Origin of the sequence: Shewanella sp. TC10 (assembly GCF_009663145.1) — a bacterium.
Lineage (GTDB): Bacteria > Pseudomonadota > Gammaproteobacteria > Enterobacterales > Shewanellaceae > Shewanella.
This window is the reverse complement of sequence record NZ_VKHR01000002.1, coordinates 110876-130578: the sequence shown is the minus strand read 5'-3', so window position 1 is coordinate 130578 and position 19703 is coordinate 110876. Positions and strand designations below refer to the sequence as shown.

The window sequence follows — 19703 nt, the reverse complement described above, 5'->3', positions numbered from 1 at the left end:
TAAAAATAAGCTGATGCAATATCAGCTTATTTTTGAACGAACTATGTAATCGAACTAGAAAGTAAATCCAGTTTGAATCGCAAAGCCCATATTCTTCTCGTCGCTGTAGCTTGCAGATAAGTCGAAGTGGAATAAGCTGAAGGTCGACAGCCCGATACCCGCAGTAATACTGTCGTCAGTATTGTTAGTTAAATCCATTTGATAACCCGTTCGTAACTTTACCCAGCTATCTGGGAAAAATTCGATACCAATAGCAGCAATTTGTTGGTTATCTTGCGTTGCATCAAACAGGTTCGACGTTCCACGGATCTCGCTGTAACCTTCAGACTCATTAAGCTGAATATCTAGCGCGGCAACTAAGTAGCTGTTTTGGTAATTGGCACTAACAGTATAAGTAGGGCTGAGCTCGTACTTTCCTAATACGCCTTCAATGATTTCAGTGTCGTAAGTATTTTTGATTAGGTTTTTACCCACCAAGCCGAAGCCATAACCATCCTTGTGTTGAAATGCGATACCCACATCTAAGTTGAAGTTACTATCATCATTTTGGTAACGATCGTCATCCCAATCATCAAATTCGAAGTTTTCAATGTCGGTAATATAATTGATGGTATTCACGGTTTGGTACTTAGGTGAAGCGCCGTAAAATAAGGTACCTGATTCATATTGATGGGAGTTGGCTAAACTAACACCTACTTCAGATACGATGACACCCATTGTCAGTGCTTGAGAGCTAAGATCTTGGTTGATGATATTGCTTGGGTCGAGATCTTCATCTGTAATATCAGCAAAGACGAGAGCGTCTGCGTAGGCTTGAACAAATAAATTAACCGCAACAAGGTTAGTTGGAATGGCTACAGCTAACTGGGTACCTACTTGTACTTGTGCATAATTACCTTGCACCTTTTTGAGCTGATCAATCACCACTTGGGCGTCGGCTTCAGTGGGATTCTCCAAGAACTTGAAATCATCATATACATCAGAAAAATCTTCAACATTCTCAATAAGATCGCTTGGATCATTAACGTGTGCTCCCAGTGATGGGATTAATAAACCGACATTGTCAGTATCTTTAAAATTGGCCGCTAATGCAGGGTTATGAAAGGGGGCTGTGAGGTAATCTGCAGTGCTTACACCAACACCACCCATGGCAAGTGCTCGAGCATCAAAACTGTGGTTGTTTGCTTGAGCTGAAGTGGCAAAAGCGGTAACGATGCAAATAGGTAAATATTTAAGCACATTGTTTTTAGTTATTTTAAGCATTCTCATCCTGTAACACTATGATATAAAATATTATTTTTAATATTGAAGCGGGGGTGGATTTTAACAGGAAATGATTGCAACTTTTGTAAATAATGTACAAATATCAATCGTTAACACGCTGTTTTTGTGAGAGTTTGTATCATGATGAGATAAATCATTTCATTCTAGATTTTGAGCGTTTTATTCAATGGTGAATATCATCTGCTTCATGTCGCTTTTTGTAAAAATTCCGCCAGAAATATTCTTTAGGTCTGATTTTTCCCTGTGAGTAAGCTTTTGCTGTATTTAAGCTTAAGTAAACTACTGCTCTATGATTGTTTATTCAGATTTGATGATGGTGGCACTATGCAAGATAGAGGCGTAATTGAGTATTTTCGATGGCTATTTTATAAAGACCGCGAGTTAAGTTCATGGGCATTTAATATTGTCTTAGGCTTAGTGTTATTGTGGGGAATTAACTGTATTTATGCTGTGATTACTTTTATGCCGCAACATGACTTATTTAAAGCTGGGGTGCTTTGGGTCATGGGGGTGTATATAGGCATGATTATATTAGGTGTGCTATTAGGGGTTAAGTCTAAAAAGCCCCTATATAGCTTTATTGGGTATACATTGATGACAACAGGGCCGACCTTGTTACTCAGTTATATTCTACCTCAAGAAATTCTTCTGCCTTTGTGTGATGGTTTGATATTTATAGCATTCATGCTGGGTATTATTTTACTGTTATCAGCAAAATTTCCTGCTTTGTTTCAATCCTTCATTGCCATACTCTTTGGTATTTTACTTAGTTTAATTGTGACCGAAATAACATGGATGATGATATTCGATTCCTCTCATGGACCTTGGTATTGGCTTGGTGCTTATTTGTTTAGTGCTTTTATTTGCTATCACTGGTCACAATACACTGAGAAGGGGAAAACACTCGATAACGCGATTGATTCAGGAAGTGGTCTTTATCTTGAAAGCATCATATTTATTGGTCGAACCTTAATAAACCTGAGCTTAAAGCGAGATTAATGAGTGTCTTTGATTAAAAGTTATTATCGACATTAAAAGTCCATAAACCATTAAAAGTTTCACTTGGGTGTTGATATAGTCTCAGCTGCTCATAATGAATGGTTTACTTAGGGTATATGGTGTCTTTTATCATCTACCCATTTTTTATTCTTGGCATTTTAGATGGATGATGTTGCTCAGTTCGCTTGTAGTTTATGAACGCTTACTGAGCAATAATATGATCTAAACAGCAATATTTGATATTTATTTGCACAATTTAGCATCAGAATAAAATTTATCTTTACTTATTTTCACTTCAGGAATACATTCGCCGAAAATAGTCTTAGGGTATTCTAACCCTTTAGCCGCCAAGAATGATTTAACCCTTCAAAATTTTACATTAAGTAGTACGAAATTGACGATAATCATCCATGGCAATGTTGAAAATAACATTGTCACTCCTGTAGTTGGTTTAACTTTTTTCGCTGTTGCATCGGGCTTTTTAATGAGCCTTATTCCTTTATCATTAGCGCATTTCGGTATTGCTAAGTCGCTGACGCCTTGGCTGGCGAGTGTGTTTTACTTTGGTTTGCTGTTAGGCGCGACGTGTATTCAAGGCGTGATTAAACGTCTTGGACATAGACGTGCTTTCATCACTTTTTTAACCTTGGTTGGGTTAACTGTTGTGATGATGTTGGTTGCACCTCATCAAGTGACTTGGCTAATAGCAAGGTTCATAGCCGGTATGGCCGTGGCAGGGGTGTTTGTTGTTGTGGAGTCATGGCTGTTAATGGCAAATTGTCCAAAGCAGCGTGCGAAACGTTTGGGGCTATATATGGCAGCTCTTTATGGTGGCAGTGCGGTTGGTCAACTGGCTATTTCAGTGTTTGGCACAGAAGGCGTACAACCGTATCTGTATGTACTAGGGCTGCTATTTTTAGCGACTCTGGCGCCTGTATTGATCCGCTCAGGTCAGCCGATTAGTCACGACCAACAATCGATTAACCGAAAAGAAATTCGCCATATTAGTCGTCCTGCGATTATTGGCTGTATGGTGTCAGGTTTATTATTAGGGCCGATATATGGGCTAATGCCATCTTATATTTCCCATACGAGTGCGTTCGCAGAGCATACTGGGATTTTGATGGCGAGTATCATTCTTGGTGGCATGCTAGTGCAGCCGATAGCCAGTGCGATGTCGACTCGCATGAGTAAAAGCTTACTAATGGCGATTTTTTGTCTGTTAGGTTGTCTTGCTGTCATGGGCGTGTTGGAGTCTTCGACATTAGCGATGATGGGGTTAAGCTTCCTAGTATTAGGGGCGAGCACTTTTGCGCTGTATCCAATTGCAATTACCTTAGCTTGCGACAACTTACCCGTTGAGAAAATGGTGTCGGCAACAGAAATGATGCTGCTGTGCTACAGCGTAGGTTCGGTACTTGGACCATTGTTAGCCACTACTTTTACCGAAGCTGGCAACGGACTTATTATTTACTTAGGCGTGTGCTTAATTACCACGAGTATTTATATGTTAATTAAAAGCGCAGAAACCTTGCCTTCAGGCCACAAACCTATTGCTGGTTAAAGTAATGTGAGATATAAAAACGGCCAATCATTGATTGGCCGTTTTTATGATGTTTTTTGGAAGTTAAACTCTTAATCAGGCTCGATTATTGATTTAATTCCAATTGATAGAAGGTGGCTTGGGTGTAATCGCCTGCTTCCATCCCGCGCCACTGACAATCAGAGCTGTCTTTCTTGGTATTACATTGGTTATAAGCCCCGGCCTTGAAATACATCCAGTCTTTACCGTAGCCTTGGTCTACTTCATGCCCTTGGTAATTTCCTTTGGCAAGGTCAACGCTAAACACTTTCACTTCCTCATTTTCAGCACCAGGATTTTTAGTGAAACTTAAGTGCATCGTGTCATCTTTTACATCGACTTGGTAAGCAAACACTTCACCAAGTTTAATGCCATCTGTGGGCTCAGGTGCACCTTCACGAAGGTTGTATTGGCCAAATACATTGTGACGGATATCTTGACGTAGTTTCTTGCCATTCTCATCCTTTGCGTCTTGAAGTTCTGGTACTGGGTTTAACTCATAGTTCCATGATAAAGAACCAAATTCGTGGCCAGGTAGTTTACGGTATGAGATTTTTAATGGCTCATTATCAGAACCATGAATTTGACCGATAACCACTGCAAAAGCGCCATTCTTTTTATCATTCCCACTGGTACTGACTTGGTCAACGGTAAGCGTCGCTTTTAACTGGCCTCCAATAGCACCATATTCTTTCGCATCTGGGTGAGAGGCAACAACGAAATTGTTTTTTGGCTCGCCATAATGGTCGGCCAACATTGCACGTAATTCACTACGAGTATTTTTACTGTTTGGGGTAGTTGGTGCTTCATTAGGAGCGACGAAAACCAATGCGCCAGTTTCTTTGTTAGTGTAAAACCACTTTGGGTGCTCATAAGGAGTTTTAGTGTTACCTAACTGATATTTATCAATTTCTAGCGCCTTACCTTTACGCTTTCCGCTTTCAGTTAACTCTGGAAGGGTGATTTTCCAGTTAGTTAAATCAAAATTTTGTGCAGGTGCTTTGGTAGGATCTAGGCTAAATTTGCTTGTGATATCAGTTTGAGCTGCCGCAGCTGCAGAGCTGGCAATGATGGTAGCTGTCAATAAACTAAGTTGGAGTGTCTTCATTGAGCTTTCCTTATGGAGCATGTCATTAGTACCTACCTCAAGATACTACCTAGTTCAAAATACTACAATATTATTGTATGACAATAGTGTGATCGAGTTGGATGATTTGATCAATTGAGCAGAATATTATTGAAATACAGTCCAACTCGAATCAAATGCACTCATTCACTTACTTACTCACCTAATCACTCACCCATTTAGCCACTTCCCTATCTACTCAGTAACTATAGCGAGTTGAATCTATTCAAAGCCATGGCAATCTCATGGGTGGCTTGCATAGCACGGGCACTGGTTTTAGTGATGGAGATAAAACCATGCATACAGTCGTCAAAATGCTGATGATGAGTGCTAATACCCATTTTTTTGAGACGGTTTGCGTATGCAATCCCATCATCTCTTAAAGGATCGTAACCTAAGGTTAAAATATAGGTATTTGGTGAGTCACTAATGTCATCTGTTAACAAAGGGCTAGCTAAAGGGAGTGGGGTTTCATTCAATGAGTTGAGGTAATGTCCTCTAAAATAATCCACTAAGGTTCGAGTGAGTAGCAGTTGTTTATTGAAGCTACGATAGGACTCAGTTAAGCCTTGTAAATCAAGCATCGGATAGATTAAAAACTGGAATGCAGGTTTTGCTATAGCAATAGAGGGTAACGCTGATTGCAGCTGCTTTAAGCCGATAATACAAGCAAGGTATGCTCCTGCGCTATCACCACCGACTCCAATATGTTCAGCTTGAATATGTAACTCTTGATGGTGGTCGTTAATATAGTTCCATGCGTCAATGGCATCACAAATGGGGGTAGGGAATTTATACTCAGGTGCTAAGCGATAATCGATAGCAATAACATTCATGTTGCCATGTTTAGCTAAGTAACGACAAAAACGATCATGGGTATTTAAGCTACCAATCACACAGCCTCCACCATGAAAGTACACCAGTGTTTTTTGCGCAGTGATAGCTAAGTCAGCGCCATTTTTTTGCTCGAAAACAGGATAATATGCACGAATTTTGATTGAGCTCGCTTTGTCAGTATGTGTGGTCACAGGGATACTTGAATCGACAACCTTCGCCATTTCAATCTTACTTAAACCCAATAATGTGTCCATTGTGCTATAAACATGTCTAAATATTTTGGGAGGCAATTTATGTAATGGCGCTAAGGTCAGCAGTTTGGCTGCCATGCGTTGTTTAGCTTCTAACTTTGGCGCTTGTAATCTTATCGATGCGGCGCTTTGACTCATTTATTCATTCCTTTTTATAAATTTCAGTTTGAACCAATTAACGACTTAACACCTTCATAAACAAGCGGTTGATAACAGGAGGTGAAACACTACTTAAGCAATGTAACATACTATAAAGCCACCCGACTGTTCTATGGGTTCTAGGTTGATTAACTTGCTTTTGAATCACAGTAATCACTTCTTCAGCGGTTAAATGCCGACCTTGTTTTGTCATCACTGTAGCGGTTTTTGTTGTGTATTAAGCATTTTAGTAGCGATAAATGGCGGCAGCACCTCGCATACCCGAACTCCAAATTGAGCAAGTTCCAGCTCAAGTGCTTCACTGAGCCCTTTTACTGCAAATTTACTGGCGGAGTAGCTTGCTAACTCAGGCACAACATAATCACTGCTTGCAGATGACATATTGATAATGGTGCTAGTGTGGTTTTGTTTTAAATAATGGTGCTAGTGTGATTATTTTTTAAATAAGGCAGCTTGGTAAGTATTGAAACCCATACCGCTTGAAGAAATAGCTTTGCAGTTAGGCTTTAGTGATGGGGCTAATTTCAGTCATAGCTTTAAACGATGTAAAAATATCACCCCGAGCCAATATCGAAAGCAGCTGAAAAAACAATACTAAAACGGCCAATCATAGATTGGCCGTTTTAAAGGTCTTGCAGAGTACTTACTCAAAAGAGCGAGAAGTTGATTAAGGCTGCATTTGCGCTTTAGCCGCTTCAACTTTTGAGAAGTCTAAACCTAATTCCAATACAGCTTCTTTAATAAGCCCTGGATTTTGCATTACCATTGCCATTAACTGCTGCAGTTTTTCTGCAGGGATACCCAATTGACCGATGATGTTCATCGCCATCATAGGGTTTTGCGTTAATGCTTGGAACACTTCACTGATTTTATCTTCACTGACACTGTGTTCTTTTAATAGAGCAATAATAGGGTTCATTGCGTTACCTTCATTTCAATTGAGTCAAATATTAAGCTTATATTACCATTTAACCTCAAAGAGGGTGAATGAAAAATATCTAGGCCAAAATTCTAGGGCCTGTTGATCTTTCGAGGTTGTTTTTGCAGCGAATTGTTGGTCATTTGTACAAGGCAGAGACTTTGTGGTGTAATTATTCTACATAAAAAGTTGATAACACAGTAAAAATGACCAACAAACGCTGCCCGAAGGGGTCGACTAAAAGCGTTTTACTCTTTGTTGAATGAACTTTGCTTAGATCACTAGGCATCAATTCATTCGCCTCGATTAAAACGCTTTTATTTCGAACAAAACTTAACCAGCAAAGATCAACAGGCCCTAGCGTTAAACTAAATTCAGCACCCAGCCCATAATGGTAAATGACACCAATAAAAGACTGAAAATAAGTGCCAGAAGTCGCCACTGCATTACTTGTTTAAGCATAATAAATTCAGGGAAACTGGCAGCAACGGTGCTCATGCAAAATGCCAGTGTAGTGCCTAAAGGTACCCCTTGAATGAGTAAGCTTTCAAGCACAGGGATCACTCCAGTTGCATTGGCATAAAGTGGAATGCCCATGATGACAGCGGCTGGTACTGACCACCATTGACCGTCGCCTAAATTAGCCTCTAACCAACCTGCTGGAACAAATCCGTGTAAAGCAGCCCCTAAACCTACGCCAATAATGACCCATTTCCACACTCGGCCAAAAATTTCACCCGTTTCAGATTTGGCAAATTGATGGCGTTGTTGCCAAGTGACCTTTGCAGGAGGCTCGTCTGTTTCAGATGCAGTGTCAGATGCAGTTTTTTGCTCAGCTGAGGCCTGACCCATGGCATAGGCTTTTGCTGCTAAGGGTTGCAGCCAACGTTCAGCTTTTAATAAATCGAGTAATGCACCGCCTAAGATACCAATGGCGATACCAGTAAAGGCATAAATTAAGGTGACTTTGAGTCCCAATAAACTGAACAATAATAGGATGGCGACTTCATTGATCAGTGGTGATGTCAGTAAAAACGCCATGGTGATCCCAATCGGGATCCCAGCCGAAGTAAAGCCCAAAAACACTGGGATACTCGAACAAGAGCAAAACGGCGTAATTGCGCCAAACCCAGCGCCAAGACCATAACCCACTACCTTAGGTTTACCCGATAAGTAACCCCTTACTCGCTCAACATCAAGGGATGCTCTAAGCCAACCAATGGCGTAAATCATCACTACAAGTAAAGCAAATATCTTGGTGGTGTCTTCCACAAAAAAGTGAACGGCTTGACCAAGCTGAGTTTGATTTGATAACGCTAAAATGTCGTATACAAGCCAATCGGCAAATACTGAGAACCAAGCAAACATTGGCTACCTCATTAACGGAATTAAGTAATACCAGCAGTAATAACACCCTGCAGCGATGAAAATAGCCCCAGATAAACGTCGAGAGACTTTTTCGATTACGGTCATTTGTTGAAATAGCGACGCGACTTTTACTGTGCCCAGTTGTAGCAAGAGCGCAATAATAAGCACTGGTAAAGCAGTCCCTATTCCATAGGCGGCAGGAAGCCAAAAACTAGATTGCTGCGCCATGGCCAAAGGTAATAGAGAAGCAAAAAATAGTGCAGCAGAGGTTGGGCAAAATGACAGTGCAAAAATACCGCCTAAGCTAAATGCCCCGATCTGCCCACGTTTTGCTAAGCGCTGCTGCAATTGATTTGATATCGACCAGTTAGATGTGGGTAGGCTTACCCAGCCAAGTAAACAAGCCCCTACAAATAACAATACCGGACCTAATACCATGTTCATTTGGGTCTGCAAAAAGTTTGATATCTGCGGCGCAGACATCGCACTGTGTAGCAGCAATGCCGCTAAAACTATGTAACTTAACATTCGCCCAGCACTGTAGGATGCGCCCATTAACATTGACTGTGTTGGCTTTTCCACTTGCTTACTAAGAAAAGAGACTGCAGCAATATTGGTGGCCAGTGGGCACGGTGAAATGGAGGTTAACACCCCAAACCACAGTGCACTGCTTAATACCAACATCCACTCAACCATGGGGTAATGATCCGTTGGTGTTATCACGGCTTGTTTGGCGAGTGTCGGTTAGTTCACCAATTTGTTGATATAAGTAGTTTTGAAAGTCTTGCTTGTCGGTCACTAACTCCCAAACGCGATCTAAGCGGCGATATTGCATTGTTTCGCCATGTTCCTCGATAGCGATAACGACTGAGCGAGTGATTAGTTGAAAGTCTTCAATGAAGTGGCTGTTTCCTCTGGCTTCAAGGTTTACTGTGGTCAGTTCAACATCACCTTGTGCAATTTGATCTGCAAAGCCCGTATTGATTGCTTGGGTGGTATATTTTTCGATGAGTTCACATGAAGTGCAGCGGACATTACCGTGGAAGTAGTAAACTTTAAGTACTTGCTGATCTGCCATTTCGACAGCGGGTGGTGCGATGGCGAGATCAGTTGCTTGAGCTTGTAGTTGAATTTGCATAACTGCAAAGCTACAAAAAACGGCGAGTGGTAGAAACCATTTGGAGAATGTGGTGCGAATATTCATGACTTATCCTATTAAATGCAACTGAATAGCTAATTGGCTTGAGTGAGGAGTTGTTCGATTTCAGTCGTTGAAGGCACTGTGCCAGCAGTCATTACTTTTCCATTAATCACAATGGCAGGGGTAGACATCACCCCATAATCTAAAATGATGGCCATGTCGGTAACTTTCTCTACTTCAGCATCAACACCTAAACGCGATGCAATTGCGGTGACTTCATTGGCTAAGTTGGTACATTTTTTACAGCCACTTCCTAGTATTTCAATTTTCATCTTTAATTCCTCTACTGCTTATCTTAGGAACAGGTTAATCACCGAATTGAGTTAATTAACCGGAGTATTAATCATGGTTTGTTGAGCTGATTGTTTACTGCGCTGATTGTTACTGAACTGGTGCGTTAAGCTTTTAGCAGCGCAGCTTGTTTTTTAGCGTTTTTTTCAATGACAGTTTCTACACAGTCAAACATTTTCAGCAGGCAGGGAGTTTCGAGGCGGTAAATGATATTTTTGCCTTCTCGTCGACTACTGATTATCCCTGCTTGCTTTAGAACAGATAGGTGTTTTGATACGGTAGAAATATCGGCATTAACCCCATCGGTTAAGTCGCAAACACAACGTTCTTGCTGTTGTAGCTGCTCTAAAATCCATAAACGAGTAGGGTGAGCTAACGCTTTGAGAACACCAGAGCGGGCATCAAGTCTTAACTGTTCTTGTTCTGTCATTTCAATGTCCTTCAAGATCGACTAATGAAAAAATTTGATCTTGTAAAAGTTATTTTGTCATTTGGCAAAATAGCCAAATGTATTTGGTAAGACAAACAAATTGGCAATAATTTGTTCGTTTTTATGATCTTTGTATCATTTTGATACCAAAGCGTTAGCTGAATAAATATCAATCAATACATTAGCTTTAGCGAATTTATGGACTCGATAGGTACGTTATAAATAGATAATACTGGAGTGATTGTGGCTGATAGGGTGGCAATGTCGATGACCATGATGTTTTCGGTGTTTATTGCATTTTTACCCGTTGACTATTACCCGCTGACTTATGGCCGCGCCATTTGTTACAGAAATCGGCACGGTGGCTTCACTTTCACCGCGTTGTTGGCTTTGCCCATCAAACTGCTTAATCGTGACGGCTACGTGGTGGTGAGTTTCGATTCACGCAATATCGCGACTTATAAAGCCTTATATGATGGGCAGGAGCTAGCAGCAGATGAAATGCGCTTACAGTATCGAGTCAGAGACGGCAGGATTAAATTTGCGGTCAATGCGTTTTTCTTTCAAGAAGGTCACGCCAGTGTCTATGAAGCTGCAAAATATGGTGAGTTCAGGGTCAATCAACAGGGTGAAGTGCTATTAACCAATATATTTGATGCTGAGCTGAATAAGCTTGAACCTCAAATCGCAGCAGAAGAGTAGCGCTGTTGGTTATGGCTTTACCATTCATCAGCATGCTATTTATAAAACGCATTTAAAAATAATCTTAAGATTTCAATCTTTATTATCTCCCGTTACGTATGGTTAATTATTGATTTAATGAATGAAATAATTAAAGGATTTTAAAATGCGTGCCATATTGATGTTAGTGGTGGTATTGCTGCTGAGTGCATGCAGTACCACTTACCCAAATCAGCAGGTAACGGGACAGGTGTTTCCGTCGGTGTCTGGTGAGAGTTTAGCGCAAACTACGATGAGCTTTCCTGAGGATGTGAGTGGCCAAGTGACCCTGTTGTTAATTGGCTACAAGCAAGACTCACAATTTGATATTGACCGTTGGCTGATTGGTTTGGACATGACTCAAACCCAAGTTGCGGTGTATGAGTTGCCGACGATTCAAGGCATGTTTCCTAGAATGTTCAGTACTTTAATCGATAATGGCATGCGTGCGGGCATTCCAAAACCATTATGGAAAGGCGTGGTAACCATTTATGAAGATGGCGAACAAGTGCAAGCCTTTACCGGTAATGAAAACCCGAATAATACTCGGGTGGTATTGCTAAATACTGAGGGGAAAATCATCTATTTTTATGACCAAGGTTTTTCAGTCGCTGCATTAAATGAATTGAGGGCAAAGCTAGAACTTTAAAGAGTGCAATCAGCCTAGTTATTCAACATTCTATTTGCGGTGATTTTTGATGCATTTAGCTGTCAACTATGTGAACGTTTTTAAGTAAAAGACGGGTTTTAGTTGCAACTTACCCCCCCCCTGCTGTTCACGTGGCTGTAACAGCTGTTGGTAATTGTTGGGCGCGTTTTTTGTTATATCAAGCTTTCATCGATTGATTCGTCAATTTATTTTAGTCGATACGATTGTAAAAATTGATATTTTTTAATCGCTTATGATTTCACTGTTAATCATAGCTCCACTATTATCAAACATCTCCATTTCAAGCATTCTTTAACAGGTATAATTAATGGGTTATGTAACACTCATCATTAAAGGATTCAGCTATGAATTTATTTTTAAAGACCACAATTGCATGCTGTATCAGTGCAGCACTAATAGGCTGTGGTAGTGACAGTTCTGACTCTGAACCTACGACTGCTAAAGTGTCATTTTCTATAGCTGATGCTCCAGTAGATAGCGCATTAGAAGTCAATGTGACTTATCAATCAATTACATTAAAACGCAATGGTGAAGATGACATCGAACTGCCATTGGTTGATGAAGAGGGTAATGAAACTCCTCAGCAAATCAATTTATTAGATTATCAAAATGGTGACAGCTTATTAATTCTTTCTGAAGTCGAGTTACCTGTAGGTGATTATCAAGAACTGATAATTAATACCCAAGGCTGTCCACAAAATCAAAATGGCTCCACAGAAGACTGTAATGTTGTTGAAGAAGATGGTTCAATTTTACCGCTTAAAACACCGAGTAATAAGCTAAGACTTGGTGGATTCACCGTTTCTGTTGAGGCAACTCAGGCTTATACGATTGATTTTAATTTAAGAAAATCACTCGTTAGCACTGCCAATGAATCGAGTTATAACCTCAAGCCTCACGGTGTCACTATTGTCGATAATCAATCTGTAGGCTCAATTTTCGGCTCTGTTGATGCAAACTTATTTATGGCTGGGGAAACCTGTGAAGCAGATACTGGCAATGTAGTGTATTTATACGCTGGCTTAGTCGATGAAACTTCGGTACTTGGTGATGAATTCGATCCTGACGTCGATAATAATGTACCAGAAGATGTGGTCGCGCCTTATGCATCTAAAATGTTGCAACTGGACGACAGTACAGATTTATACAGCTACAGCTTTAACTTTTTACCTGCAGGTGACTATACGCTAGCATTTAGCTGTAGCGCTGTGAACGACGATCCTGAATATTATGATGAAATCATGATTGCTGATCCCGCAGAGCAAACAAAGCAAACGCCACTTGCTGAAGGTGAGAACTTGATGATCGATTTTGCTGAAATAGTTGAGTAATTCGAGCACGATAGATCTAGATTGCTTATTCAAATTAAGCACTTCGTTTACAAATAGATTAAACCATCAGCTTTAAAAAATCTGAAATATACAAATGCCGTTCACTTAAGGTGAACGGCATTTTTTATATTGCGTTTTTATAGAAGGTTAGCTATTGATTTTGTATGCATACTTAATGTTTTTTATCCACTAATCACTATTCAATCACACAGCTTAAGCTTTATTTAATTGTTAACCATGACAATGGATTTATGTTGATGTAACAAGGGTGATGGTTGTCCCGTTCTCTCGGTGTTAATTCGATTAACATTCATCGCTAGCTTTACTTACTGCCGCAATTTACTAATGATGGCAGCGGAAGAAAAATAACAATAACTAGATCAAGGAGACCTCTCGTGAAGAAAGTCGGGATAGTGCTTATGTGCTTGTTGATGCCCGCAGCATCAATGGCTGCAGAGCAAGTCAAATTAACTCAATCAGTTCAAAAAGCAGCGCAAGATACCACATTATCAGTGGATGTGTTGTGGAAGCTAAGCCGAATAGGCAATCCAATTATTTCACCAAACGGTGAGTTTATCATTGCGCCTGTAACCCAATACGATGTGCCAGAAGACAAAGGTGCGATTCAACTATGGTTGTTTGATAAAGACGGTAAAGGCCAACGCCCTTTAACAGCTAAAGGGCTGAGAGCGAGCGAACCGACTTTTTCACCTGACGGTAAGACATTAGCCTTTGTTAGCAAGCGCGATAAAGACGAAGCTGGCCAAGTGTATTTATTACCAATGGACAAAGCAGGTGAGGCGCAGCGCTTAACTGAAGTGCCTGGTGGCGTTAAAGGCATTAAGTGGGTTGGTGACAATATTTACTTTATTAGTAACGTGTTCCCAAATAAAAACTGGGACGAAATGTCGGCTCAATTAAAAGCCAACAAAGATACTAAAGTCTCTGCACACCAATGGAATGCATTACCATTCTCAAGCTTTGATCATTGGATTGACGAAGACCGTGAAGCACACGTATTTAGTATTCCTGTTAAAGGCGGTGACATTGCGGCTATTACTCAGCCATTAAACAAGCAGTTACCACGTTCATCGCAAAGTAGTGGCAACTACGATATTTCGCCAGACGGTAAGTTAATTGCCTTTAATAGTAATGGCTGGGATAACCAAGTTGACCCTAAAATTGATATTTTTATGGCAACAATTGGCAGTGGTAAAGTGGAAAACTTAACGGCTAACAATGAAGCGCCAGATACCAATCCAACCTTTAGCCCTGATGGTAAAACCTTAGCGTTTACTCGTCAGCTTATTCATGGTTTTTACGCTGACACGGCGAACCTAGTATTGTTAGATGTGAAAAAGCGTTCTGAAAAAGTGATCACAACTGACTGGGATCGCTCTGTGGCTCGCTTTAGCTGGACTGCAGATAACAAAGGTTTTTATGCCGCTATTGATGATGCTGCAACCCGCCGTATTTTCCATATCAGTGCTAAAAATGGCAAAGTAAAACCAATCACTAAAGCCACCAACTTTGGCGCACCCGCGATTGCTAATGACGGCACTATCGTTGCGGCAAATGATAGCTTTTTGTACCCAGCACGTTTAGTGAAAGTTAATCCTAAGAATGGCAAAACCACTCGTTTAGATAGCTTTAACGATGATGTTTTAGCAGACGTCGACATGGGCACTTATGAGTCAGTAACTTATAAAGGTTACAACGATGAAGATGTGCAAATGTGGGTACATTACCCGCCAGGATTTGATAAAAGCAAAAAATATCCGTTAATGATGCTTATTCACGGTGGCCCACACAGTGCGATTTCTGACGGTTTCCATTACCGCTGGAATGCGCAAACGTTTGCCTCTTGGGGATATGTAACTGCATGGCCTAACTTCCATGGGTCTAACAGTTTTGGACAAGACTATACTGATAGTATTAACCCAGATTGGAAAAACAAGTCATTAGAGGATGTGTTTAAAGCAACCGATTGGTTTAAAGCTAAAGACTGGATTGATAACGAGCGTTTAGTGGCTGGCGGCGCAAGCTACGGTGGCTACTTATCCTCGATTATTCTAGGTCAAAAAGATCAGCCGTTTAATGCGCTATTTATCCACGCTGCTGTGTATAACATGTACTCGCAAATGGCCGCTGATTTCTCAGTCCACAGCACTCGCTTTGGCGATTACTGGGATAACCCTGAGATTTACAAATCGATCTCTCCACATTATGGCGCTGAAAACTTTGACACCCCAACGCTAGTGGTACACGGTCAATTAGATTACCGCGTGCCAGTGGGTCAAGGGTTTGAGTTATTCCGCACCTTGCAAACTAAAGGGATCGAATCGCGGATGATTTACTTCCCTGATGAAAACCATTGGATCATGAAGCCAAACAATTCAATTTATTGGTACAACGAAGTTGAAAAGTGGATGAATCAATTTGCTGAGCCAGGTGCGAAGTAAACCCGTTTAGTTATTGGTTTAAATACTCATTAACTTGATGGTGAAAAGAAATGCCGAACAATCTGATTGTTCGGCATTTTTGTTGTTAATGGCTATTCATTCATTGCTGCCAAAATACTGCCGAATAAACTCTAATCACATGATGACATGGCTTGAAACTGCGTTTTGGTGATCCCATAAAAGACACGATCGTCAAACTTGTTGCCCAGTTTAAAGTAATCTTGTTGGGTTCCTTCTAGTACAAAGCCACACTTCTCCATGGTCTTGTATGATCCTATATTACTGCGATAACAATCTGCGGTGATTTTATGTGCGTCAAGTTCAGTGAAAGCAAGGTGGGTCAGCAGCTGGCAAGCAGCGCTAGCAATACCTTGTCCCCAAGCGTATTCAGGCAATTGATAACCGACTTCATAATTACCTTCTAAAAACATCACTGCAGGTAATCCAGCCATGCCCATAAAGCGGCCATTATGATCTCTGATGATGATGGTTGGATTATCCGGCCATTTTTCTGCTTCAATTGCTGACTGGGTATTGTCGATAATCGGGGTAAAGAAATCTTGATAAACTTCAACTGGCGCTGGGGCAAAAAATAGATATTGAGTCACATTTGGGTTATCGAACATCTGAATGATATCAATCAAATCAGCTTGTTTGATCAAGGTTATGGTTAATGTGGTCGTCAAAGGAATTGCTTGACCAGATTTTAAGGCTTTAAAATTTATAGGCATTGCGTGTGACCTGTCATGTAAGTACAGGTTAATCATAGCCAATAGTGCTTATTCAGGATTGAACATTTACGACAATGTGAAGTTTTCATATGAATAAGATCAAATAATGCCTGCAGTTGCAGGCATTATGTTGATGGCATAACCATCGGTGTGAACTCAAAATCAGTGTTTGCTATTGATGTTAACTATTAATGTTTTAATCGATGACTACTCAAGCGATTAAAGGTATTTATCTACCATTTTCTGGACATTATTCGGCAAAATTGGTTTGGTTAAGTAATCGTCAGCACCGAGCTTTAACGCGAAATTTTGATCCGATTCTTCAACCAATGAACTGACCACAACAATCGGCACTTGCTGGTTCAGGCTATGCTTCTTGACGTATTTTATCACTTGGTAACCGTTTACATCCGGCATGGTGATATCAAGGAAGATTAAATCAGGTTCTACAGAAGACAATAGTTCAATTGCACCGTCGCCAGAATTAGCGGTCATAACCAAGTAGTCATCACCAAGAATAGCGAGCAGCATACTGGTGCAAACTGGGTCATCATCAATCACTAATATTTTGGACTTGTCCATTGTTACCTCACTTAAGGTGTGGATATTACTACTATTGTACTAACAATAACCATAAAGGCTTAAAGCGGATTAATCAAGCTGAGTCCTTGGAGGTAACTCGGTTGAAGTGGCGCTATTAATGATTGATAGTGGTAAGCTGTTATGATTATTGTATTGTGGTTTAGTTCAACAGTTTTAGGTTTTATATTGACGATATTTTTCAATAACCCCGTTTCTATCCAAACCTCGTTTAACGTTTTTACACAACTTCGCAAAGCGGCTGATATCACCTAATTGGGGTATTTCATTATTATCTATTGCTGCCTCCCAATAGCTGATTTCACTGTCGACTAATTCTAATAGTTTTTTAGGGCAACCTTGGCATTGACCTTCTGGCCCGCATACAAAGGTTTCTGGCTCTTGTAGCGGAAACTCGGCCTTAACTTGGCTGATTATCTGCTGCATTGCTGTGATTCGATCTGGTTTTTGACTCATAGTCTGCCAATGTCGTCGTGTGTTTACGCGCGAGTAGAATGAAATGCTAAGCTTTTATTCTAGCTCAGCTTTGCGTGAAGGTAAGCGAAAGAAGTGATAAAGTGCTGCGATAATAGTGTGAGATAACAACAAAAATAAACCTCATTAAAAGGATACTCGCTTCATGACATTTCGTTTTCAGACTTTCGCTGCCGGAGCGTTTTTATCAATGGCCATGGGGTTAACACTTCCAAGCATAGCCGATGGATTTTATGCAAATGAAACTTTGCAGCGACAAGCACCAGATGCATTTGCATTGCAGCCTGAAGCTCACGATTTCTTAGTGTCAGCTTATGCATTAACAATAAAAGATGGCGATCGTTTATTAGACTTAATCGCAGAAGATAAAGCGCTGACCAATGCCATTCAGCAATGGCCAGAAATGACTATTGAGCAGCAAATCCCTTGGCTTAAAAAAGTGTTTGCCTTAGAAGTGAGAAGCTTTGGCACTGAGGCGCCTAAACTCATTATTGATAATCACAGTTATCCCAAAAAAATGGTGTATTTTGACTTTGATGTTGAGGCTGGTGGTAATGGTATTGTGTACTTGAACCCTGATAAATTAGCCGAAGAAGAGGCGTTTGCCTCATTGGCATTTTTAATCCATGAAACCCGCCACTCTTATCAGTTTCAGTGGGCAATGACCGGACAATCTGATGCTGTGTCGCAAGGTTATCTAGCCGCGTTTACCGCGCAAAAGCAATTAACAGGTTTTGGTTTCAGTGACTTTTTAACACTTCTTAATGAATACGAAGCGTTTCAATATGGCAATTACGTCATTGGAAAATTAACAGATTGGCAAGTGGATATGATTAACATGGGCACCTTTGCTAGTCAGTATGATAGCCAAGGCCAGTTAAAAATAGATTTACAAGCATTAGCCGCGCAGACTAACGTTTTAGATGAAAAGTCGCAGTTAAAGTCTGTTACCCGTGACCAACTTACTAGTAGTGAGCAACTTAGCTTGTTAGAGCAATATAATGAGTTTGCCAAGGCACAACATGCACTCCGCCAGCAGTAACCGAACAGGATTAATTGATAGCATTTGGCTGAGCTATTAGCTGTGAGTTATAAACTATAAACTATGAGCTATGAGCTATGAGCTATGAGCTATGAGCTATGAGCTATGAGCTATGAGCTATGAGCTATGAGCTATGAGCTATGAGTTATAAACTATGAACTGTGAGCTGTGAGCTGTGAGCTGTGAGCTGTGAGCTATAAACTATGAGCTGTGAACTATGAGCTGTGAACTATGAACCTTAAGCAGTTAGAAATTTTTTGTGCCATTGCTGATGCGGGGTCTGTTACCGCAGCAGCCAAGCAGCTCAACAGTAATCGCACCCAATTGAGCATGGCGATTAAGGCGCTTGAGGCGAGTTTAGAAGCCAAACTGTTTACGCGTTCTGGTAATAGCTTAGTCTTGTCGGAAGTGGGTAAGTCAATCTACAAAGATTGTGAAAGCGTAGTGGCGACTTGCGAGCGAATTAAGCAGACCTGCGAGCAAACCATTGATAAATTTCGCTCCGAAATTTGGCTTGCTAGAGATGACTCATTTCCTGATGAAGTATGGCAAACATTTATTTTGTCACTCAATAATCATTTTGATGCGACTACGGTGAATACCGTTTTAGCCTCCAGTGGTGATTTAGCTAATCTGGTTAATACAGGTCAGGTAGACTTTGCCTTCGGCGTGGACTTTGAACGTGTCGATGATGCTAATACCGATTACTTGCCACTGGGCCGAATTCGGATGATGTCAGTATGTGAAAGTCATCATCCGTTAGCGAGTCTTAAGCGCGTATCAGATAGTCAATTACGTGAATCTATGCAAGCGGTAATGGTTTATCTAAATGATAAAGATAATCCTGAATTGCAGCCGTTCTCATTAAGGCATATTGGCTTTTCTAGCTTTGAATACATGCTTAATACCATAGTGTCAGAAAAGGCATGGGGCGTATTACCCGAACCGCTCATTCGGCCACATTTGCGCAGTGAAAAGCTCGCTGTCATCAAACATACTTATGGGTTAACCCATGAAGACTATTGCATGTTCTCCATGCCAGGCAGTGCGATCCCTGAGCCTGTATCTTGGCTTTGCGATCAGATCAGTGATTACCTATTTAAGTTTTAATTGAATCGTTAAAATAACTCCAACTCGCTCAGTGTCAATAAAGTTGACGCTGAAATTTATTTTAAGTTGTTGTTAATAATCAATTAAATCTAATTCACTCTATCGTAGCACTCCAG

General features: G+C 40.7%; 22 protein-coding genes. 9 read left to right on the top strand and 13 right to left on the bottom strand.

Annotation, left to right across the window (positions count from 1 at the left end):
• Window positions 1-54: 54 nt before the first annotated feature.
• Complete coding sequence (locus FNZ24_RS01260; RefSeq protein ID WP_194944967.1) at window positions 55-1263, bottom strand: conjugal transfer protein TraF; 1209 nt, start codon at window positions 1261-1263, stop codon at window positions 55-57.
• A 264-nt stretch (window positions 1264-1527) separates the two neighbouring features.
• On the opposite strand from FNZ24_RS01260, the gene FNZ24_RS01255 reads away from it, so the two are divergent.
• Window positions 1528-2283 carry a hypothetical protein gene (locus FNZ24_RS01255; protein ID WP_153912605.1) on the top strand — a complete coding sequence of 252 codons (756 nt, stop codon included), beginning with the start codon at window positions 1528-1530 and terminating at the stop codon, window positions 2281-2283.
• A gap of 394 nt (window positions 2284-2677) precedes the next feature.
• Complete coding sequence (locus tag FNZ24_RS01250; protein WP_228768331.1) at window positions 2678-3847, top strand: MFS transporter; 1170 nt, start codon at window positions 2678-2680, stop codon at window positions 3845-3847.
• 85 nt (window positions 3848-3932) lie between these two features.
• Here FNZ24_RS01250 and FNZ24_RS01245 read toward each other — a convergent pair whose 3' ends face one another.
• From FNZ24_RS01245 to FNZ24_RS21600, 3 genes are all read right to left on the bottom strand, one after another.
• A complete protein-coding gene (locus FNZ24_RS01245; RefSeq protein WP_153912604.1) occupies window positions 3933-4973 on the bottom strand; it encodes a polysaccharide lyase family 7 protein in 1041 nt (346 codons plus the stop codon).
• A 224-nt stretch (window positions 4974-5197) separates the two neighbouring features.
• The gene (locus tag FNZ24_RS01240) at window positions 5198-6217 is read right to left on the bottom strand and encodes an alpha/beta hydrolase (protein WP_153912603.1); all 1020 of its coding nucleotides are present in this window, start codon (window positions 6215-6217) and stop codon (window positions 5198-5200) included.
• Window positions 6218-6430: 213 nt separating this feature from the next.
• Window positions 6431-6619: an SDR family NAD(P)-dependent oxidoreductase gene (locus FNZ24_RS21600; RefSeq protein WP_228768330.1), complete on the bottom strand. Its 189-nt coding sequence runs from the start codon at window positions 6617-6619 to the stop codon at window positions 6431-6433.
• A gap of 82 nt (window positions 6620-6701) precedes the next feature.
• On the opposite strand from FNZ24_RS21600, the gene FNZ24_RS01230 reads away from it, so the two are divergent.
• Window positions 6702-6836, top strand: coding sequence for a helix-turn-helix domain-containing protein (locus FNZ24_RS01230; RefSeq protein WP_267463717.1), 135 nt, complete (start codon window positions 6702-6704; stop codon window positions 6834-6836).
• A 69-nt stretch (window positions 6837-6905) separates the two neighbouring features.
• On the opposite strand, the gene FNZ24_RS01225 is transcribed toward FNZ24_RS01230, so the two are convergent.
• The 6 genes from FNZ24_RS01225 to FNZ24_RS01200 all read right to left on the bottom strand — a co-directional run bounded on the left by FNZ24_RS01225 (window position 6906) and on the right by FNZ24_RS01200 (window position 10447).
• Entirely contained in the window at window positions 6906-7157 is a 252-nt protein-coding gene (locus FNZ24_RS01225; RefSeq protein WP_153912602.1) for a DUF2999 family protein, read from the bottom strand.
• 363 nt (window positions 7158-7520) lie between these two features.
• Window positions 7521-8525 carry a permease gene (locus tag FNZ24_RS01220; RefSeq protein ID WP_153912601.1) on the bottom strand — a complete coding sequence of 335 codons (1005 nt, stop codon included), beginning with the start codon at window positions 8523-8525 and terminating at the stop codon, window positions 7521-7523.
• Between the two features lie 3 nt (window positions 8526-8528).
• On the bottom strand, window positions 8529-9221 hold the full coding sequence (locus FNZ24_RS01215; protein WP_153912600.1) for an aromatic aminobenezylarsenical efflux permease ArsG family transporter: 693 nt from the start codon (window positions 9219-9221) through the stop codon (window positions 8529-8531).
• Window positions 9214-9729 carry a nitrophenyl compound nitroreductase subunit ArsF family protein gene (locus FNZ24_RS01210; RefSeq protein WP_153912599.1) on the bottom strand — a complete coding sequence of 172 codons (516 nt, stop codon included), beginning with the start codon at window positions 9727-9729 and terminating at the stop codon, window positions 9214-9216. Before FNZ24_RS01210 ends, FNZ24_RS01215 begins: the two co-directional genes overlap by 8 nt.
• A 29-nt stretch (window positions 9730-9758) precedes the next feature.
• Window positions 9759-9998 carry a thioredoxin family protein gene (locus tag FNZ24_RS01205; RefSeq protein ID WP_153912598.1) on the bottom strand — a complete coding sequence of 80 codons (240 nt, stop codon included), beginning with the start codon at window positions 9996-9998 and terminating at the stop codon, window positions 9759-9761.
• Between the two features lie 125 nt (window positions 9999-10123).
• Complete coding sequence (locus tag FNZ24_RS01200) at window positions 10124-10447, bottom strand: ArsR/SmtB family transcription factor (protein ID WP_153912597.1); 324 nt, start codon at window positions 10445-10447, stop codon at window positions 10124-10126.
• Between the two features lie 243 nt (window positions 10448-10690).
• Between FNZ24_RS01200 and FNZ24_RS01195 the strand changes: the two genes are divergently transcribed.
• From FNZ24_RS01195 to FNZ24_RS01180, 4 genes are all read left to right on the top strand, one after another.
• Window positions 10691-11149 carry a GDYXXLXY domain-containing protein gene (locus FNZ24_RS01195; RefSeq protein WP_228768329.1) on the top strand — a complete coding sequence of 153 codons (459 nt, stop codon included), beginning with the start codon at window positions 10691-10693 and terminating at the stop codon, window positions 11147-11149.
• A gap of 145 nt (window positions 11150-11294) precedes the next feature.
• Window positions 11295-11816 carry a hypothetical protein gene (locus FNZ24_RS01190; RefSeq protein ID WP_153912596.1) on the top strand — a complete coding sequence of 174 codons (522 nt, stop codon included), beginning with the start codon at window positions 11295-11297 and terminating at the stop codon, window positions 11814-11816.
• 365 nt (window positions 11817-12181) lie between these two features.
• Window positions 12182-13168, top strand: coding sequence for a DUF4382 domain-containing protein (locus FNZ24_RS01185; RefSeq protein ID WP_153912595.1), 987 nt, complete (start codon window positions 12182-12184; stop codon window positions 13166-13168).
• 395 nt (window positions 13169-13563) lie between these two features.
• Window positions 13564-15630 (top strand): alpha/beta hydrolase family protein, encoded by a 2067-nt coding sequence (locus FNZ24_RS01180; RefSeq protein ID WP_153912594.1) that lies wholly within the window; start codon window positions 13564-13566, stop codon window positions 15628-15630.
• A 131-nt stretch (window positions 15631-15761) separates the two neighbouring features.
• Here the strand turns inward: FNZ24_RS01180 and FNZ24_RS01175 are convergent, their stop codons facing one another.
• The 3 genes from FNZ24_RS01175 to FNZ24_RS01165 form a co-directional block, all read right to left on the bottom strand.
• Entirely contained in the window at window positions 15762-16361 is a 600-nt protein-coding gene (locus FNZ24_RS01175; RefSeq protein WP_228768328.1) for a GNAT family N-acetyltransferase, read from the bottom strand.
• Window positions 16362-16580: 219 nt separating this feature from the next.
• Window positions 16581-16943 carry a response regulator gene (locus FNZ24_RS01170; protein WP_153912593.1) on the bottom strand — a complete coding sequence of 121 codons (363 nt, stop codon included), beginning with the start codon at window positions 16941-16943 and terminating at the stop codon, window positions 16581-16583.
• 174 nt (window positions 16944-17117) lie between these two features.
• Window positions 17118-17417 carry a hypothetical protein gene (locus FNZ24_RS01165; protein ID WP_153912592.1) on the bottom strand — a complete coding sequence of 100 codons (300 nt, stop codon included), beginning with the start codon at window positions 17415-17417 and terminating at the stop codon, window positions 17118-17120.
• 163 nt (window positions 17418-17580) lie between these two features.
• On the opposite strand from FNZ24_RS01165, the gene FNZ24_RS01160 reads away from it, so the two are divergent.
• Both FNZ24_RS01160 and FNZ24_RS01155 read left to right on the top strand, forming a co-directional pair.
• Entirely contained in the window at window positions 17581-18477 is an 897-nt protein-coding gene (locus FNZ24_RS01160; protein ID WP_153912591.1) for a hypothetical protein, read from the top strand.
• Window positions 18478-18708: 231 nt separating this feature from the next.
• Window positions 18709-19587, top strand: coding sequence for a LysR family transcriptional regulator (locus FNZ24_RS01155; protein WP_153912590.1), 879 nt, complete (start codon window positions 18709-18711; stop codon window positions 19585-19587).
• Window positions 19588-19703 lie beyond the last annotated feature (116 nt).

Bases quoted from the DNA above. Each gene is read 5' to 3' on its own strand.
- FNZ24_RS01260 (WP_194944967.1), bottom strand. From the start codon at position 1,263: ATGCTTAAAATAACTAAAAACAATGTGCTTAAATATTTACCTATTTGC.
- FNZ24_RS01245 (WP_153912604.1), bottom strand. From the start codon at position 4,973: ATGAAGACACTCCAACTTAGTTTATTGACAGCTACCATCATTGCCAGC.
- FNZ24_RS01240 (WP_153912603.1), bottom strand. From the start codon at position 6,217: ATGAGTCAAAGCGCCGCATCGATAAGATTACAAGCGCCAAAGTTAGAA.
- FNZ24_RS21600 (WP_228768330.1), bottom strand. From the start codon at position 6,619: ATGTCATCTGCAAGCAGTGATTATGTTGTGCCTGAGTTAGCAAGCTAC.
- FNZ24_RS01225 (WP_153912602.1), bottom strand. From the start codon at position 7,157: ATGAACCCTATTATTGCTCTATTAAAAGAACACAGTGTCAGTGAAGAT.
- FNZ24_RS01220 (WP_153912601.1), bottom strand. From the start codon at position 8,525: ATGTTTGCTTGGTTCTCAGTATTTGCCGATTGGCTTGTATACGACATT.
- FNZ24_RS01215 (WP_153912600.1), bottom strand. From the start codon at position 9,221: ATGGTTGAGTGGATGTTGGTATTAAGCAGTGCACTGTGGTTTGGGGTG.
- FNZ24_RS01210 (WP_153912599.1), bottom strand. From the start codon at position 9,729: ATGAATATTCGCACCACATTCTCCAAATGGTTTCTACCACTCGCCGTT.
- FNZ24_RS01205 (WP_153912598.1), bottom strand. From the start codon at position 9,998: ATGAAAATTGAAATACTAGGAAGTGGCTGTAAAAAATGTACCAACTTA.
- FNZ24_RS01200 (WP_153912597.1), bottom strand. From the start codon at position 10,447: ATGACAGAACAAGAACAGTTAAGACTTGATGCCCGCTCTGGTGTTCTC.
- FNZ24_RS01190 (WP_153912596.1), top strand. From the start codon at position 11,295: ATGCGTGCCATATTGATGTTAGTGGTGGTATTGCTGCTGAGTGCATGC.
- FNZ24_RS01185 (WP_153912595.1), top strand. From the start codon at position 12,182: ATGAATTTATTTTTAAAGACCACAATTGCATGCTGTATCAGTGCAGCA.
- FNZ24_RS01175 (WP_228768328.1), bottom strand. From the start codon at position 16,361: ATGCCTATAAATTTTAAAGCCTTAAAATCTGGTCAAGCAATTCCTTTG.
- FNZ24_RS01170 (WP_153912593.1), bottom strand. From the start codon at position 16,943: ATGGACAAGTCCAAAATATTAGTGATTGATGATGACCCAGTTTGCACC.
- FNZ24_RS01165 (WP_153912592.1), bottom strand. From the start codon at position 17,417: ATGAGTCAAAAACCAGATCGAATCACAGCAATGCAGCAGATAATCAGC.
- FNZ24_RS01160 (WP_153912591.1), top strand. From the start codon at position 17,581: ATGACATTTCGTTTTCAGACTTTCGCTGCCGGAGCGTTTTTATCAATG.
- FNZ24_RS01155 (WP_153912590.1), top strand. From the start codon at position 18,709: ATGAACCTTAAGCAGTTAGAAATTTTTTGTGCCATTGCTGATGCGGGG.